Source organism: Ensifer sp. CCNWLY38 (genome assembly GCF_037120565.1).
Taxonomy (GTDB): domain Bacteria; phylum Pseudomonadota; class Alphaproteobacteria; order Rhizobiales; family Rhizobiaceae; genus Ensifer; species Ensifer adhaerens_H.
Genome location: NZ_JBBBBO010000007.1, coordinates 330,551 through 346,249, shown reverse-complemented (window position 1 = coordinate 346,249; position 15,699 = coordinate 330,551). Strand labels below are relative to the sequence as shown.

General features: G+C 63.3%; 15 protein-coding genes. 8 read left to right on the top strand and 7 right to left on the bottom strand.

The window, feature by feature from the left end; translation table 11 throughout:
- Window positions 1-30: 30 nt before the first annotated feature.
- Both V7S54_RS17645 and V7S54_RS17640 read left to right on the top strand, forming a co-directional pair.
- Complete coding sequence (locus V7S54_RS17645; protein WP_057254503.1) at window positions 31-546, top strand: DUF995 domain-containing protein; 516 nt, start codon at window positions 31-33, stop codon at window positions 544-546.
- An 18-nt stretch (window positions 547-564) separates the two neighbouring features.
- On the top strand, window positions 565-1,524 hold the full coding sequence (locus V7S54_RS17640) for a glycoside hydrolase family 26 protein (RefSeq protein ID WP_065375466.1): 960 nt from the start codon (window positions 565-567) through the stop codon (window positions 1,522-1,524).
- Between the two features lie 141 nt (window positions 1,525-1,665).
- Here the strand turns inward: V7S54_RS17640 and hppD are convergent, their stop codons facing one another.
- Window positions 1,666-2,778 (bottom strand): 4-hydroxyphenylpyruvate dioxygenase, encoded by a 1,113-nt coding sequence (hppD, locus tag V7S54_RS17635; protein ID WP_065375465.1) that lies wholly within the window; start codon window positions 2,776-2,778, stop codon window positions 1,666-1,668.
- 131 nt (window positions 2,779-2,909) lie between these two features.
- Here hppD and V7S54_RS17630 point away from each other — a divergent pair, with 131 nt between their 5' ends.
- Complete coding sequence (locus tag V7S54_RS17630; RefSeq protein ID WP_065375464.1) at window positions 2,910-3,389, top strand: Lrp/AsnC family transcriptional regulator; 480 nt, start codon at window positions 2,910-2,912, stop codon at window positions 3,387-3,389.
- A 4-nt stretch (window positions 3,390-3,393) separates the two neighbouring features.
- On the opposite strand, the gene V7S54_RS17625 is transcribed toward V7S54_RS17630, so the two are convergent.
- The gene (locus V7S54_RS17625; RefSeq protein WP_065375463.1) at window positions 3,394-3,861 is read right to left on the bottom strand and encodes a MarR family winged helix-turn-helix transcriptional regulator; all 468 of its coding nucleotides are present in this window, start codon (window positions 3,859-3,861) and stop codon (window positions 3,394-3,396) included.
- Window positions 3,862-4,025: 164 nt separating this feature from the next.
- On the opposite strand from V7S54_RS17625, the gene hmgA reads away from it, so the two are divergent.
- The 5 genes from hmgA (at window position 4,026) to purU (ending at window position 9,094) form a co-directional block, all read left to right on the top strand.
- Window positions 4,026-5,393 (top strand): homogentisate 1,2-dioxygenase, encoded by a 1,368-nt coding sequence (gene hmgA, locus V7S54_RS17620; protein WP_065375462.1) that lies wholly within the window; start codon window positions 4,026-4,028, stop codon window positions 5,391-5,393.
- Window positions 5,390-6,259 carry an MBL fold metallo-hydrolase gene (locus tag V7S54_RS17615; protein WP_065375461.1) on the top strand — a complete coding sequence of 290 codons (870 nt, stop codon included), beginning with the start codon at window positions 5,390-5,392 and terminating at the stop codon, window positions 6,257-6,259. Before hmgA ends, V7S54_RS17615 begins: the two co-directional genes overlap by 4 nt.
- 69 nt (window positions 6,260-6,328) lie before the next feature.
- Complete coding sequence (locus V7S54_RS17610; protein ID WP_065375460.1) at window positions 6,329-7,345, top strand: fumarylacetoacetate hydrolase family protein; 1,017 nt, start codon at window positions 6,329-6,331, stop codon at window positions 7,343-7,345.
- A 29-nt stretch (window positions 7,346-7,374) separates the two neighbouring features.
- Window positions 7,375-8,013 (top strand): maleylacetoacetate isomerase, encoded by a 639-nt coding sequence (maiA, locus tag V7S54_RS17605; protein ID WP_065375459.1) that lies wholly within the window; start codon window positions 7,375-7,377, stop codon window positions 8,011-8,013.
- Between the two features lie 196 nt (window positions 8,014-8,209).
- Window positions 8,210-9,094 carry a formyltetrahydrofolate deformylase gene (purU, locus tag V7S54_RS17600; protein ID WP_057254512.1) on the top strand — a complete coding sequence of 295 codons (885 nt, stop codon included), beginning with the start codon at window positions 8,210-8,212 and terminating at the stop codon, window positions 9,092-9,094.
- Between the two features lie 109 nt (window positions 9,095-9,203).
- Here the strand turns inward: purU and V7S54_RS17595 are convergent, their stop codons facing one another.
- From V7S54_RS17595 to V7S54_RS17575, 5 genes are all read right to left on the bottom strand, one after another.
- Window positions 9,204-10,385: an acetyl-CoA C-acyltransferase gene (locus V7S54_RS17595; protein WP_065375458.1), complete on the bottom strand. Its 1,182-nt coding sequence runs from the start codon at window positions 10,383-10,385 to the stop codon at window positions 9,204-9,206.
- 132 nt (window positions 10,386-10,517) lie between these two features.
- Window positions 10,518-11,912, bottom strand: coding sequence for a dihydrolipoyl dehydrogenase (gene lpdA / locus V7S54_RS17590; protein WP_065375457.1), 1,395 nt, complete (start codon window positions 11,910-11,912; stop codon window positions 10,518-10,520).
- 7 nt (window positions 11,913-11,919) lie between these two features.
- On the bottom strand, window positions 11,920-13,200 hold the full coding sequence (locus V7S54_RS17585; protein WP_065375456.1) for a dihydrolipoamide acetyltransferase family protein: 1,281 nt from the start codon (window positions 13,198-13,200) through the stop codon (window positions 11,920-11,922).
- A 1-nt stretch (window position 13,201) separates the two neighbouring features.
- Entirely contained in the window at window positions 13,202-14,215 is a 1,014-nt protein-coding gene (locus V7S54_RS17580) for an alpha-ketoacid dehydrogenase subunit beta (RefSeq protein WP_057254516.1), read from the bottom strand.
- A gap of 1 nt (window position 14,216) precedes the next feature.
- Complete coding sequence (locus V7S54_RS17575; RefSeq protein ID WP_057254517.1) at window positions 14,217-15,449, bottom strand: 3-methyl-2-oxobutanoate dehydrogenase (2-methylpropanoyl-transferring) subunit alpha; 1,233 nt, start codon at window positions 15,447-15,449, stop codon at window positions 14,217-14,219.
- Between the last annotated feature and the right edge of the window lie 250 nt (window positions 15,450-15,699).

Sequence of the window (15,699 nt, the reverse complement as noted above, 5' to 3'; positions counted from 1 at the left end):
GTGTAAATCTCCAATGTGAGGAGAAAGTGGATGAAGGGGTCGATAAAAGTCATGGTTCTGCCGCTGTTGCTGCCGGTTGCAGCCGCTGCGGTCTACTTGGGCGCCCAGCCGGTCAAGGCGAAGATGGAAGTCAAGCCGACGCCGCTCAGCGCTTACGAAGTCTATTCCCTCTACCGCAACAAGACCTGGCAATGGTCCACCGGCGGTGCACGCTTCACCGCACATGACCGCAAACTCGTGGCCTTTGTCGACAAGGGCAACGGCAACCGGTCCTTTGCCGAAGGCAATTGGTATGTCAGCGATCTCGGCATGATGTGCATGCAGGCCATCTGGACCACCGCGGCCGAAGCCGGCGATGCCCGGACCTGCTTCGGCCACGCCAAGATCGGCGACACGATCTATCAGCGGAAGGTGCCAAACGGCGAATGGTATGTCTTCAAGCATGCAAAACCCAAGCCCAATGACGCCTACTACAGCCTCGTCGCCCAGGACGACATCACAGCAAAGGCGTTGCGTCTCAAGGAACAGTTCCTGGCCAAAAAATAGACGCAGCAGGAGGATGAAATGAAACGCAAATTGGCATTCGCCCTATGCACTGCCCTGGCCCTGCAACTGGACTTCGGCAGCTTGGTATCCGCGTTGGCGCAGGAACAAGCCAATCCTGCGGGCAATGCCGGTCAGACCCAGACCATGATCGACAAACGTCCCGTCATGCACCCTGGCGGAACGAAATTCGGTGCCTACGACCCGCATGGCGATTTCGGCGCCCAAGGCGATGTGACGACCGAAGCTCTGTTCCTGCCCTGGGAGGACGTCGATCTCGCATCCTTGCGCACCGCTGACGAGTATGCCCTTCAGCGGGGTCGCAATCTGCTGATCACGATCGAGCCCTGGTCCTGGTCGCTCGACTGGAAACTGACGCCGGCGCAGCTCCGCGACCGGATGCTCAGAGGCGAATACGACGCCAACATGGAGGCGATCGCCGACATGATCGCCGAGCTGAAGAGCCCGGTCATCGTGCGCTGGGGTCAGGAGATGGAAGACACGTCCGGACGGTTCTCCTGGGCTGGCTGGGCGCCACAGGACTGGATCAAGGCCTACAAGCAGGCGATGGACATCGTGCGCAAGAAGGCGCCGAAGGCGCAGATCATGTGGTCGCCGAAGGGGTTGCCGAACCTCGATGCCTATTATCCTGGCGACGATTACGTCGACCTCGTTGGGCTGTCTGTCTTCGGGCTCGAACCGTTCGATCAGATCGAATACGGCGCGCCGCGGACGTTTACGCAGGCCTTGAAGCCCGGCTACGACCTGGTGGCCAAGTACAACAAGCCGATCTGGGTCGCCGAGCTCGGATGGGAAGGCAGCCCGGTCTACATGCAGCCCTGGATGAACGCCGCGACGAAGCCGGACCCGCAGTTCCCGAACCTGGCCGAAGTCGTCTACTTCAACGACCGTGACGTCATCGAGTGGCCGCACGATCTCGGCCGGCCGAACTGGCGCGTGGTCAACCAGACAACGAACTGACATTGCCGGCAGTAGCGCGCTCTGAACGGGCGCGCGAGAAAGCTCAAGCATCTCGTTTGGCTGGATGCCCTTACTTGCAGAAAAGCCCCTCGCTTGAGGCGAGAGGCTCGAGTTAGACGTGCCGGCGTTGTCGGCTGCGATTTACTCGGCCGCCTGCGGCCCCAGTTCGCCGCGACGGATCTGGTCGGCTTCGATCGATTCGAACAGGGCGCGGAAATTGCCCTCGCCGAAGCCTTCGTCGCCCTTGCGCTGGATGAACTCGAAGAAGATCGGGCCGATCACTGTCTTCGAGAAGATCTGCAGCAGGATCTTCGTCATGCCGCCGTTCACCACACCTTCGCCGTCGATGAGGATGCCGTGCTTCTTCATCCGGTCGATCGGTTCGTCATGGCCGTGAACACGGTCATGCGACATGTCGTAATAGGTCTCCGGCGGGCCGGGCATGAACTTCAGGCCATTGGCGGCCAGCTTATCCGTGGCGTCGTAGATGCCTTCGGTGCCGACGGCGATGTGCTGGATGCCTTCGCCCTTGTACTTGCGCAGGTATTCCTCGATCTGGCTGGTGTCGTCCTTGGACTCGTTCAAGGGAATGCGGATCTTGCCGCAGGCCGAGGTGATCGCGCGGCTGACGAGACCGGTGATGCGGCCGTCGATGTCGAAGAAGTGGATCTGGGTGAAATTGAACAGTTCGCGGTAGAAGGCCCACCACTTGTCCATGTTGCCGCGATAGACGTTGTGCGTCAGGTGGTCGAGATAGTAGAAGCCGACGCCTTCGGGCCTCGGGTTGCGTTCGCCGGTCCACTCGAACTCGGCTTCATAGGTCGAGCCCTTGGCGCCGTAGGTGTCGACGAAATAGAGCAGCGAACCGCCGATGCCGACAATCGCCGGAACATCGAGGCACTTGTCCTTGCCTTCGTAGGGGATCGCGCCCTTCGAGACCGCATGGTCGAAGGCGTGCTTTGCGTTGACGACGCGCCAGGCCATCGACGGGGCGCAGGGGCCGTGCTCATCGACGAAGCGCATGGCATGCGAGCCGGGCTCGGCGTTCAGAATGTAGTTGATGTCGCCCTGCCGCCAGACCGTGATGTTCTTGGTCTTGTGCTTGGCAACCGGGCTGTAGCCCATACGAGCAAAAAGCTCGGCGAGCTTCTCCGGTTCCGGATGGGCGAATTCGACGAATTCGAAGCCGTCGGTGCCAGCGGGGTTTTCAGCCGTAATCGTTGCCGGCGGGGCGTCATGCGGGAAGGGGCCCATCGGAAGTCTCCTCTTATTCTTCCAAACTTTGCTGGAGTATGACGCAAACCCCATGCATGATGCTTGTATTCTTGCGCGATTTCAGCAGGATGCTGCACGAAACATGCAAAATACTGTATTAGGGTGCACGAATGGAGCAGTTGGACGGCTTCGATCTCAAGATCCTCAGCGAATTGCAGCGCGACGGACATCTGACCAATAACGAGCTGTCGGAACGCATCGCGCTTTCGCCGTCACAATGCTCACGGCGGCGTACCCGGCTCGAAGCCGAAGGCTACATCACCGGCTATCAGGCGCAGATCGACCGGCAGAAGCTCGGCCTCGATCTGATGGTGGTGATCTCGGTGACGCTCGCAACCCACAACCGCGACAATGCCAAGCGCTTCGGCAAGCTCGTCTCCAGCCTGCCGGAGGTGCTGGAAGCCTACGCGCTGACCGGCGAAATGGACTACCACCTGCGCGTGGTAACGCCTGACCTCGCGGGGCTCTCGCGCTTCGTCAACGACGTGCTTTTGCCACATGACAGCGTGCAGCACGTGAAAACGTCGATCGTGCTCGAAACGCTGAAGAGTTTTGAAGGTGTGCCCATTCCGGAGCGGATGAAGGGCTGACGTTTCACCCCTCGCGGCGGGGTTTCTCCACCTTGCCGATGGCCCGCTCGATCGCCTCGAGACCAGCCGTCAGCGCCTGCATTCCTGAGGCCCCCACCAAAGCGTCGAGTTCAGCCTGGTAGTTGACCGCAAGCGCCGTCAATTCGACATAGGCACGCAGGCCCGCCTTCGTCAGCTGCAGATGTTCGAGGCGGCGATCGCCTTCGTTTTCATTGCGCGTCAGCCAGCGCCGCTCTTCGAGTGCTGCGACCGCGCGGCTCACCTTGGTCTTGTGCATGGCGGAATGCGCGCCCACTTCCGTTGCCGTCATTGGACGGCGGGTGCTGCCGAGGGCTGCCAACGTTCGCCATTCCGGGCGAGTGAGCTGGTAGCGCGCCTTGTATTGTGCGGCAAAACGTAGGGCGACGAATTCGGCCGCGCGGTTCAGTCGGTAGGGCAGGAAGGCATTGAGCTCGAAGCCGTCGGCGGCCATCGGTGTTTCCTTGATAGTTACAAAATCGATAGTTACGATTGCAACTAATATGCCGAAGGCGAGGCTCGCGTCCACCATGGATGGGCCGTTGCGGACGGTGTTTGGGATTGCGCTGGCCCCGCTGCGAAAGCTGGAGGCGGACGCTCAAGGAGGAGGATAGAACCATGCTCGACAAGGCAGGAAAACAGGCCGAGGCACCGGTAAAGGCAGGCGAAGCGCTTGGCTACATGCCCGGCTTCGGTAATGATTTCGAGACCGAGAGCCTGCCGGGAGCTCTACCGCAGGGCCAGAACAGTCCGCAGAAATGCGCCTACGGGCTCTATGCCGAGCAGCTCTCCGGTTCGCCCTTCACCGCGCCGCGCGGCACCAATGAGCGCTCCTGGCTCTACCGCATCCGCCCGAGCGTTCGCCACACCGGCCGTTTCAGCAAGATCGACTATCCGCACTGGAAGACGGCGCCGCATGTGGCCGAGCATTCACTGGCGCTCGGTCAATTGCGCTGGAACCCGTTGCCGGTGCCGACGGAAAAGCTGAACTTCCTTGAGGGCATTCGCACCATGACGACGGCGGGCGACGCGCCGACTCAAACCGGCATGGCGGCCCATGCCTACGCCTTCAACGCCGACATGGTGGACGACTATTTCTTCAACGCCGATGGCGAACTCCTCATCGTTCCGGAGTCCGGCTCGATTCAGGTCTTCACCGAACTCGGCAAGATGGACGTCGAGCCTTCGGAAATCTGCATCGTGCCGCGCGGCACCATGTTCAAGGTCACGCGGCTCGGCGATGAAAAGGTCTGGCGCGGCTATATCTGCGAGAACTACGGCGCCAAGTTCACATTGCCGGACCGCGGCCCGATCGGCGCCAACTGCCTCGCCAATCCGCGCGATTTCAAGACGCCGGTCGCCGCCTTCGAGGAAAAGGAGACGCCCTGCCGCGTGCATGTGAAGTGGTGCGGCGGCTTCCATGTGACCGAGATCGGCCATTCACCGCTCGACGTCGTCGCCTGGCACGGCAACTACGCGCCCTACAAGTATGACCTCAAGACCTACTCGCCGGTCGGCGCGATCCTCTTCGACCATCCGGATCCGTCGATCTTCACGGTGCTGACGGCGCCCTCGGGCGAGGAGGGCACGGCGAACATCGATTTCGTCATCTTCCCGCCGCGCTGGCTGGTCGCCGAACACACCTTCCGGCCGCCCTGGTATCACCGCAACATCATGAGCGAATTCATGGGGCTGATCTATGGCCGCTATGACGCCAAGGAAGAGGGCTTCGTGCCCGGCGGCATGAGCCTGCACAACATGATGTTGGCACACGGGCCGGATGCGTCGGGCTACGACAAGGCGACAAACAGTGAGTTGAAACCGGTGAAGCTCGACCATACGATGGCCTTCATGTTCGAGACCCGCTTCCCGCAGCAGCTGACCCGCTACGCCGCCGAACTGGAGACGTTGCAGGACAACTACATCGACTGCTGGACGGATCTCAAGAAGCGCTTCAACGGGACGCCGGAAGGCGATTGGTCTTGAGTTCACGCCTCGTTTTGCTTGGCAGCAAGGGTGGTCCGGCGATTCGGCCGGGCGGCCCGTGGCCGACCTCGTCATTGCTTCAAATCGGCGGCCGTTCGATCGTCGTCGATTGCGGTCTCGGCGTCACCCGCGGAGTGACGGATGCCGGGGTGCCGCTGAAGGCGTTGGACCTTATCGTCATCACCCATCTGCATTCGGACCATGTGCTGGAGCTCGGGCCGCTGATCCATACGGCCTGGACCGCGGGGCTCGCCAATCCCGTGCGCGTCTTCGGCCCGGCCGGGACATGCGCCTATTGGCAGGGCTTCCTTCAGGCAATGGCCTTCGATATCGATATTCGCATTGTTGACGAAGGCCGGCCGGATCTGCGCGCTCTTGTAGACGTCGTCGAGTTTTCCGAGGGCGCGGTCTTTTCGGAGAACGGCCTGACCTTGTCGGCGCTGCGCGTCGATCATCCGCCGGTCACCGACTGTTTCGCGCTGCGGTTCGATCATGCGGAGGGCTCGGTCGTCTTTTCCGCCGATACGGCCTATTTCCCGCCGCTCGCAGAATTTGCAAGGGGTGCGGACATTCTCGTGCACGAAGCGATGCTCGCCGAAGGCGTCGACCGGCTGGTGGCGCGCACCGGCAACGGCGCGCGATTGAAGGAGCACCTGCTTGCCAGCCACACATTCGCCCAACAGGCGGCCGCGATCGCAACGGCCGCCAGCGTCGGTCGGCTGGTGCTACACCACCTCATTCCTGCCGATGATCCCGAGATAACGGAAGGCCATTGGATTGCGGCGACCCGCAAAAACTGGGCGGGCGCCTTGACGATCGCCGCCGACGGCCTTGTTGTGAGACTTGCGGACGATTCGTCCGCTTAAAACAATTCCGCGAAGGCCGCGAAGCGGTCTTCGGTCCGGAACAATGAGAAGATTGAGAGGGAGGACTGCATGAAACTGGCGACACTCAAGGACGGTTCGCGCGACGGAAAGCTCGTGGTCGTCTCTCGCGATCTGACCCGCTGCTCGGAAGTCGGGCATATCGCCCGCACGCTGCAGGCAGCGCTCGACGACTGGGAACACGCAGGGCCGCGGCTCGCGCGCGTGGCCGAGGGGATCGAGACCGGCTCGCAGCCCACGATCCGGTTCCACGAACACGATGCCCTGTCGCCGTTGCCGCGCGCTTACCAATGGGCCGATGGCTCGGCCTACGTCAATCACGTCGAACTGGTCCGCAAGGCTCGCAATGCCGATATGCCGGCGAGTTTCTGGACCGACCCGCTGATGTATCAGGGCGGCTCCGACAGTTTCATCGCGCCGCGCGATCCGATCCCGCTTGCCGATGAAAGCTGGGGCGTGGACATGGAAGGCGAAGTTGCCGTCATCGTCGACGATGTGCCGATGGCGGCTTCGATCGAAGAGGCGCGGGCGGCAATCCGCCTGGTGATGCTCGTCAACGACGTGTCGCTGCGCGGCCTCATCCCGGCGGAGCTTGCCAAGGGCTTTGGCTTCTTCCAGTCGAAACCGTCTTCCGCCTTTTCGCCGGTCGCCGTTTCCCCGGATGAACTGGGCGACGCCTGGGACGGTGGTAAGCTGCATCTGCCGCTCTGCGTCGACCTCAACGGCAAGCCCTTCGGCCGCGCCAATGCCGGCATCGACATGACCTTCGATTTCGCCCAACTGGTCGCCCATGCGGCCAAGACCCGGCCGCTCGCCGCCGGTACGATCATCGGCTCGGGCACCGTCTCCAACAAGCTCGACGGCGGACCGGGCAAGCCGGTCGCCGAGGGCGGTGCCGGTTACTCCTGCATCGCGGAACTGCGCATGATCGAAACCATCGTCGGTGGTGCGGCGAAGACGCATTTCCTGAGGGTCGGTGACATCGTGCGTATCGAGATGAAGGACAAGGCGGGTCATTCGATCTTTGGCGCGATCGAACAGACCATCGAAGCCTACAACAAGGCCTAAACGGCTGAACGACAAGAACGGGCAAAGGCATGAGCGAGACCGTCCTTTACGATTATTGGCGTTCGTCGGCGAGCTATCGGGTGCGTATCGCGCTCAACAGTCTCGGCGAAAGCTATCGTTCGGTGCCGGTCGATCTGCTCGCCAAGGCGCACAAAGCGCCGGAGCATCTGGCGCGCAATCCGCAGGGCCTCGTGCCCGTTCTCGAGATTGATGGCGAGCGCTTCACGCAATCGCTCGCCATCATCGAATATCTCGCTGAGACACGCAGCAATGCCGGTTTCCTGCCTGAGGATGCCGTCGGGCGCCAGCGGGTGCGCATGCTCTCCTACGCGATCGCGATGGACATCCATCCCGTCTGCAATCTCGGCGTCATCTCCCATGTCATGGCCAATGCCGAGGACGGCGAGGCGGCGCGGCGCAGCTGGATGCGCAAGTTCATCGGCGAGGGACTTGCCGCCTTCGAACAGCTGCTCGACCATCCCGCAACCGGCCGGTTCTGCCATGGCGACAGCCCGTCGATGGCGGATTTCTGCCTCGTGCCGCAGGTCTACAATGCCCGCCGCTGGGAGGTGGATCTCAGCGCTTGCCCACGGCTTGTCGCGATCGATCAGAATTGTTCGGAGATCGAGGCATTCGCCCGCGCTCACCCGGATCGCACGCCGCGCTGACCGGTGCGGTTGTCCGTTCCGTCCTTCCTTCAGACATCATCTGACTGAACCTGCCTTGTGCTGACCCGCCGGTCTGGCCGGTTCCGTCAAAAGGATGTCGCGAATGGATCGACGGCGGGGCCAAGGCCGCGCTAGTTTTTGTGTGACTGGCCGTATAAGGGGGGCCGGAAAAACCTCTGGAGCGAGAGACATACCGATGAAAAGCTATGTGCTGAACGTCAGCTGCAAGACCACCCGTGGCATCGTTGCCGCCATCACCGGCTATCTCGCCGAAAAGGGCTGTTACATTTCAGACAGTTCGCAGTTCGACGATCTCGAAACCGGGCTGTTCTTCATGCGCCTCACCTTCATCAGCCAGGAAGGCGCGACGCTCGACGAGCTGAAAGCGGGCTTCGAGCCGGTGGTCAAGCGCTTCGACATGAATGCGGAAATCCGTGACAGCGAAGAGCGCATGAAGGTGCTCCTGATGGTGTCGCGTTTCGGCCATTGCCTCAACGACCTGCTCTATCGCTGGAAGATCGGCGCGCTGCCGATCGATATCGTCGGTGTCGTCTCCAACCACTTCGACTATCAGAAGGTGGTGGTCAACCACGACATTCCCTTCCACTACATCAAGGTGACGAAGGAGAACAAGCCGAAGGCGGAAGCGCAGCTGCTGGAACTCGTCGAACAGACCGGCGCCGACCTGATCGTGCTCGCACGCTACATGCAGGTCCTGTCGGATGCGCTCTGCAAGAAGATGTCGGGCCGCATCATCAACATCCACCACTCCTTCCTGCCGTCGTTCAAGGGCGCCAATCCCTACAAGCAGGCCTATGAGCGCGGCGTGAAGCTGATTGGTGCTACGGCGCATTATGTTACCGCCGACCTCGACGAGGGCCCGATCATCGAGCAGGACATCGCCCGCATCACCCACGCCCAGAGTGCCGAAGACTATGTTTCGATCGGCCGCGACGTCGAAAGCCAGGTGCTGGCGCGTGCGGTACACGCCCATATCCACAACCGCTGCTTCATCAACGGCAACCGCGTCGTCGTCTTCCCGCCGAGCCCGGGTTCCTACGCTTCCGAGCGCATGGGCTGAGGGATGGGAGGTCCGGCCCTCTCGCCGCCAAGCGGGCGAGAGGCTCGGGGGACAAATCGTCCGCTGAAAATGAGAAGCGCCGCCCGTTTCGACCGGCGGCGCTCAAAACCTACTGCAACAGTTCCAGCCCGACTGCCGTCGCCTCGCCGCCGCCGATGCAGAGCGAGGCAATGCCGCGTTTGACGCCCTTGGCGCGCATGGCGTGCAAGAGCGTCACGATGATGCGAGCGCCCGAGGCGCCGATCGGATGGCCGAGCGCGCAGGCGCCGCCATTGATGTTGACGATATCGTCGGAAAGGCCGAGATCACGGATCGCGGCCATCGCCACCACGGCGAAGGCCTCGTTGATTTCGTAGAGGCCGACGCTGCCCTTCTCCCAGGCGAGCTTGGCCATCAGCTTGTCGATCGCACCGATCGGAGCGGTGGTAAACCAGGCCGGTTCCTGCGCATGGCCGGCGTGACCCGCGACGATGGCAAGCGGCGTCAGCCCCCGCTTTTCCGCCTCGCTCGCCCGCATTAAGATCAGCGCCGCTGCACCGTCGGAGATCGACGACGAATTGGCCGCCGTCACGCTACCGCCGTCGCGGAAGGCGGCTTTCAGCTTCGGGATCTTTGCCGGATCCGATTTGGTCGGCTGCTCGTCGCGATCAAGGTTGGCGGTCTGCCGCTTTCCAGCGCCGCTGACCGCCACTATTTCCTCGGCAAAGGAACCATCCTCAGCCGCCCGGTTGGCGCGCTCCAGCGAGCGAAGCGCAAAGGCGTCCTGATCGGTGCGCGAGAACTGGTAGTGTTCGGCCGTATCCTCGGCATAGGTGCCCATCAGACGGCCGGAATAGGCGTCTTCGAGGCCGTCGAGGAACATATGGTCCTTGACCTCACCATGCCCCAGGCGGAAACCGCCGCGCGCCTTCGGCAACAAATAGGGGGCGTTGGTCATCGACTCCATGCCGCCGACGGCAAGTACCGATGCACTGCCCGACAGCAATGCATCATGGCCGAGCATCAGCGCCTTCATGCCGGAGCCGCAGACCTTGGAGATGGTCGTCGACGGCGTTTCCTTGCCGAGGCCTGCGCCGAGGGCTGCCTGGCGCGCCGGGTTCTGGCCGATGCCGGCCGGCAGCACATTGCCCATCAGCACCTCGTCGACAGCTTCAAGGCCGGCGCGACCAAGTGCTGCCTTCAGCGCGATGGCGCCGATTTCCGGCGCCGTCAAATCCTTGAGGCTGCCCTGAAAGGCACCCATCGGGGTGCGGGCCGCCGAAACGATGACGATCGGGTCAATTCTGCTCATGTCATTCTCCCATACGGCAAGAGGCAATGGTTAGCGCGAGCGGGTGCAGCGAATTTCCTTCTCCCCGCAGGCGGGGAGAAGGTGGCCGGCAGGCCGGATGAGGGGCGTTTGCTCCCGGACCTGCCAGCGGCGTCAGATATGCAGCGCGTGCCCGAGCGCCTTCAACGCGGACTCCTGAAACGCTTCCGATTGTGTCGGGTGGGCATGGATCGTGCCGGCGATGTCTTCGAGGCGAGCGCCCATCTCAATCGCCAGGCTGAAGCTTGCCGAGAGTTCCGAGACGCCGTGTCCGACCGCCTGGATGCCGAGCACCAGGTGGTTGTCGGCACGGGCAACGATGCGCACGAAGCCGTCTTCCGCAAGCGTCGTCATCGCCCGGCCGTTCGCCTGGAAGGGGAACTGGCCGATCTTGATCTCGATGCCGCTTGCGCGCGCCTCGTCGGGTGAGAGCCCTGAAGTGACGATCTCGGGATCGGTGAAGCAGACGGCGGGGATGCAGCGCTTGTCCCAACTGCGCTTGTGGCCGGCGACGATCTCCGCCACCATTTCGCCTTGCGCCATGGCGCGGTGCGCCAGCATCGGCTCGCCGGTGACGTCGCCGATCGCGTAGATGCCGCGCATCGAGGTGCGGCACTGGTCGTCGATGCGGATGAAGCGGCCGGTGCGGTCGAGGTCGATCTCCTCCAGGCCGAAGCCGTCGGTCACCGGCTTGCGGCCGACGGTGACGAGCACCTTTTCGGCGGCGACATCGATGGCGCGACCGTTGTGCTCGGCATGCAGGCTGCCGGTCTCGGCGGAGTAGCTCTTGGCAACCGTCTGGGTGAAGACTTCGATGCCGAGCTCGCCGAGGCGCTTGCCGATCGGCTTCGTCAGATCCGCGTCGTACTGCGGCAGGATGCGTGTCAGCGCCTCGACGATGGTGACATGGCTGCCGAGCTTGGCGAAGGCGGTGCCGAGTTCCAGACCGATATAGCCGCCGCCGATGACGGCGAGGCTCTTCGGCACGCTCTTCAGCGACAGGGCTTCCGTCGAAGAAATGATCGGCCCGCCGAAGGGCAGGTCCGGAAGCTCGACCGGCGCCGAGCCGGTGGCAATCACGATCGCTTCGGCGCGGATGCGCTGCAGCCCGATTTCGGTCTCGACATCGACGGTTTTGCCGTCGACGAAGCGGGCGGCGCCGATCACGGCCTTGACGCCGGCCTTCTTCAGAAGCCCGGTGACGCCGCCGTTCAGCCGGCCGACGATGCCGTCCTTCCAGGCGACGGTATGGGCGAGGTCGATCGACGGATTGGCGAGTGAAAGGCCGAGCGGGTTACGGCCAGAGGCCGCCGCGCGCAGCTTGTGAAACTCTTCGGCGGCGTGGATCAGGGCCTTGGAGGGAATGCAGCCGACATTGAGGCAGGTGCCGCCGGCCCTGGCCTTTTCGACGATCACCGTGTCGATGCCGAGCTGGCCGGCGCGGATGGCTGCGATGTAGCCGCCGGGGCCGGCGCCGATCACGAGCAGCTTGCAGGAAATTTCCTTCATGATCGCCTCAGGCCTCCACGAAAATAAGCGCCGGCGTTTCGAGCAGGGTCTTCAGCCGCTGCACGAAGACGGCCGCATCCCAGCCGTCGATGACGCGGTGATCGAAGCTCGAGGACAGGTTCATGATCTTGCGCGGCACGAACTGCGTGCCGTCCCAGACCGGCCTGATCGCAAGCTTGTTGACGCCGACGATCGCCACTTCCGGATGGTTGATGACCGGGGTGGTGACGATGCCGCCGAGCGCGCCGAGCGACGAGATGGTGATCGTCGACCCGGTCAACTCGTCGCGGGTGGCCGTGCCGGTGCGGGCCGCTTCCGCCAGGCGGTTGAGTTCGGTGGCGCAATCCCAGATGCCGCGTGCCTCGGCATGGCGCACGACCGGGACGGTGAGGCCGGCGGGTGTCTGGGTGGCGATGCCGATGTGGACGGCGTGATGGCGGTGGATGATGCCGGGACCGTCGTCGAAGATCGCGTTGACGGCGGGCTGATCGGCAATGGTGCGGACCAGCGCGCGCATCAGATAGGGCAGGATCGTCAGCTTCGGCTGGTCCGGCTTGCGGTCGCGGTTCATCGTCGTCCGCAAGTCCTCGAGCGCTGTCATATCCACTTCTTCCACATAGGTGATGTGGGGAATGCGCGAGGTCGAAAGCGACATCTTCTCGGCGATGCGGCGGCGAAGGCCCGTCACCTTGATTTCATCGACCGCGGTCTTGCGCTGCAGGCCTGCTGGCGCCAGTACCGGCTGGGCGCCGCGGGCGATGAACTGGTCGAGATCGTCATGGGTGATGCGGCCGGCCGGACCGGTGCCGGTCACTTGGCGCAGATCGACGCCGCTTTCCTTGGCGCGCAAACGCACGGCCGGCGAGGCCAGTGCTTTTTCCAGCCGCTCGCCGGTCGCGTGGCCATTCGCGATCGGTGCCTTCGCCTCGACTTTGACGGGTTGCGTAGGCTTGGCGACAGGGGCAGGCGCTTCGGCCTTTACGGCAGGTTTCTCTTCCGCCTTGGCGGCCGGCTTGTCGTCAGCGGGTGCCGCTGCTCCACCTTCGCCGGTGATTTCGATGCGCACCAGCGGCGCCTTCACCGCGACGGTGTCACCCACTTCGGCACCGAGCCAGAGCACGGTGCCGGTGACGGGCGAGGGGATTTCGACGGTCGCCTTGTCGGTCATGACGGCGGCGAGCACCATGTCCTCGCGCACGGGGTCGCCAGGCTTCACGTGCCATTCCACGAGTTCGGCCTCGGCCACGCCTTCGCCGACATCGGGCATCTTGATTACGAATTCGCCCATCTCAGGCCTCCATCACTTCGACGAGCGCGCGTCCGACGCGCGCGGGGCCGGGGAAATAGTCCCATTCCTGGGCGTGCGGGTAGGGCGTGTCCCAGCCCGCAACGCGCACGACGGGCGCTTCGAGATGGTAGAAGCAATGCTCCTGGACGAGCGAGGCCACTTCGCCGCCGAAGCCTGACGTGAGCGTGGCCTCATGCACGACGACGCAGCGACCGGTCTTTTCCACCGACTTCACGATCGTATCGAGATCGAGTGGCAGCAGGCTGCGCAGGTCGATCACCTCGGCGTCGATGCCGGTTTCCTCGGCCGCTGCGAGCGCCACGTGCACCATGGTGCCATAGGCGACGACGGTGACGGCGGAGCCCTGACGGCGGATCTCCGCCTTGCCGATCGGGATGGTGTAATGGCCTTCGGGTACCTCGCCGAGATCGTGTTTCGACCACGGGATGACCGGCCGGTCGTGATGACCGTCGAAGGGGCCGTTGTAGAGCCGTTTCGGCTCCAGGAACATCACCGGATCGGGATCTTCGATCGAGGCGATCAGCAGGCCCTTGGCGTCATAGGGATTGGAGGGCACCACGACTTTCAGACCGCAGACATGGGTGAAGAGCGCTTCCGGGCTCTGGCTGTGGGTCTGGCCGCCGAAGATGCCGCCGCCGGTCGGCATGCGCAAGACGATCGGGCAGGTGAAATCGCCGTTGGAACGGTAGCGGATGCGAGCCGCTTCCTGTGTGATCTGGTCGTAGGCCGGGTACATGTAGTCGGCGAACTGGATCTCGACGCAGGGCTTCAAGCCATAGGCCGCCATGCCGATCGCCGTGCCGACGATGCCGCTTTCGCTGATCGGCGCGTCGAAACAGCGGGTCTTGCCGTATTTCGCCTGGAGCCCTTGCGTGCAGCGGAAGACGCCGCCGAAATAGCCGACGTCCTCGCCGAAGACGACGACATTGTCGTCGCGCTCCATGGAGACGTCCATGGCGCTGCGCACGGCTTCGATCATTGTCATTCTGGCCATGTCAGTATCCTGCCTTCTGCCGCTGGCGGCGAATGTGCGGCGGCATCTCGGCATAGACGCCCTCGAAGATGTCGCGCACCGACGGCTTGCCGCCGGCATGCAAGGTGCCGTGGCCTTCGGCCTGTTTCTGCGCCTGGATTACCGCATCGACGATTTCGGCTTCCGCCTGGGTGTGGCGCTCTTCGGACCAGGCGCCGCGCAGGATCAGGTGCTTTTTCAGCCGAAGGACGGGATCGCCGAGCGGCCAGGCCTCCGATTCCGTCTTCGGTCGGTAGGCGCTCGGGTCGTCGGAGGTCGAATGCGCGCCGACGCGATAGGTGACGTATTCGATCAGCGTCGGCCCGAGATTGCGCCGGGCGCGTTCGGCCGCCCATTTGGCGACGGCGTAAACGGCGAGGTAGTCGTTGCCGTCGACGCGCAGCGCCGGGATGCCGAAGCCGAGGCCGCGGGCGGCAAAGGTTCCGGAGCCGCCGCGCGCGATGCCCTGGAAGGTGGAGATCGCCCACTGATTGTTGACGATGTTGAGGATGACAGGCGCCTTGTAGGTGGAGGCGAAGACCAGCGCCGAGTGGAAGTCCGATTCCGCCGTCGAGCCGTCACCGATCCAGGCCGCGGCGATCTTGGTGTCGCGCTTGATCGCGGACGCCATCGCCCAGCCGACGGCCTGCACATATTGCGTTGCGAGGTTGCCGGAGATGGTGAAGAAGCCATGCTCCTTGGAGGAATACATGATCGGCAGCTGCCGGCCGCGCAAGGGATCGCTCTCGTTCGAGAAGATCTGGTTCATCATCTCGACCATGGGATAGCCGTCGGCGATCAGAAGACCCGCCTGGCGATAGGTCGGGAAGTTCATGTCGCCCTTCACCAACGCCTTGCGGAAGGCGCAGCTGACGGCCTCTTCGCCCAGGTGCTGCATGTAGAAAGAGGTCTTGCCCTGGCGCTGTGCCATCACCATGCGCGCATCGAAGGCGCGCAGTGTCATCATGTGCTTGAGGCCGGCGAGCAGTTCGTCGTCGGACAACAGCCCGGCCCAGGGGCCGACCGCTTCGCCGTCACGGTTCAAGACGCGAATGATCGAATAGGCGAGATCGCGCATCTCTTCCGGCGCGACGTCCACCTCCGGACGCGGAACGGAGCCGGCCTTCGGGATCTTGACGTTGGAGAAATCCGGCTGGCCGCCGGGCCGAACGGCGGGTTCGGGGACATGCAGGCTAAGTCGATCGAGATCGCTCATGCGTTTTCCGGCCTCCTCCGGAGTGCGCAGCGCACCAATTCGAGAGCGGGAAAACGGTAGGCTTGACGTATCAGGGGAACGTGCCTTCCGACCTCACAAGGCTCCTCCGCCCGAGGTCTGCACAGACTCCTCCTTAAGCCCCGTTCTCCCGACGGGAATGCTCACAGACTGCCACGAGTTCCGGGGCTAATGAAGGTCTTTCGGCATCGAGGGGTGGGCTGGAGCGAAGAAAGATAGAATCCTGCCGGGA

Excerpts from the sequence above, each read along its gene's own strand:
- V7S54_RS17645 (WP_057254503.1), top strand. The coding sequence starts at position 31 with ATGAAGGGGTCGATAAAAGTCATGGTTCTGCCGCTGTTGCTGCCGGTT.
- V7S54_RS17640 (WP_065375466.1), top strand. The coding sequence starts at position 565 with ATGAAACGCAAATTGGCATTCGCCCTATGCACTGCCCTGGCCCTGCAA.
- hppD (WP_065375465.1), bottom strand. The coding sequence starts at position 2,778 with ATGGGCCCCTTCCCGCATGACGCCCCGCCGGCAACGATTACGGCTGAA.
- V7S54_RS17630 (WP_065375464.1), top strand. The coding sequence starts at position 2,910 with ATGGAGCAGTTGGACGGCTTCGATCTCAAGATCCTCAGCGAATTGCAG.
- V7S54_RS17625 (WP_065375463.1), bottom strand. The coding sequence starts at position 3,861 with ATGGCCGCCGACGGCTTCGAGCTCAATGCCTTCCTGCCCTACCGACTG.
- hmgA (WP_065375462.1), top strand. The coding sequence starts at position 4,026 with ATGCTCGACAAGGCAGGAAAACAGGCCGAGGCACCGGTAAAGGCAGGC.
- V7S54_RS17610 (WP_065375460.1), top strand. The coding sequence starts at position 6,329 with ATGAAACTGGCGACACTCAAGGACGGTTCGCGCGACGGAAAGCTCGTG.
- maiA (WP_065375459.1), top strand. The coding sequence starts at position 7,375 with ATGAGCGAGACCGTCCTTTACGATTATTGGCGTTCGTCGGCGAGCTAT.
- purU (WP_057254512.1), top strand. The coding sequence starts at position 8,210 with ATGAAAAGCTATGTGCTGAACGTCAGCTGCAAGACCACCCGTGGCATC.
- V7S54_RS17595 (WP_065375458.1), bottom strand. The coding sequence starts at position 10,385 with ATGAGCAGAATTGACCCGATCGTCATCGTTTCGGCGGCCCGCACCCCG.
- lpdA (WP_065375457.1), bottom strand. The coding sequence starts at position 11,912 with ATGAAGGAAATTTCCTGCAAGCTGCTCGTGATCGGCGCCGGCCCCGGC.
- V7S54_RS17585 (WP_065375456.1), bottom strand. The coding sequence starts at position 13,200 with ATGGGCGAATTCGTAATCAAGATGCCCGATGTCGGCGAAGGCGTGGCC.
- V7S54_RS17580 (WP_057254516.1), bottom strand. The coding sequence starts at position 14,215 with ATGGCCAGAATGACAATGATCGAAGCCGTGCGCAGCGCCATGGACGTC.
- V7S54_RS17575 (WP_057254517.1), bottom strand. The coding sequence starts at position 15,449 with ATGAGCGATCTCGATCGACTTAGCCTGCATGTCCCCGAACCCGCCGTT.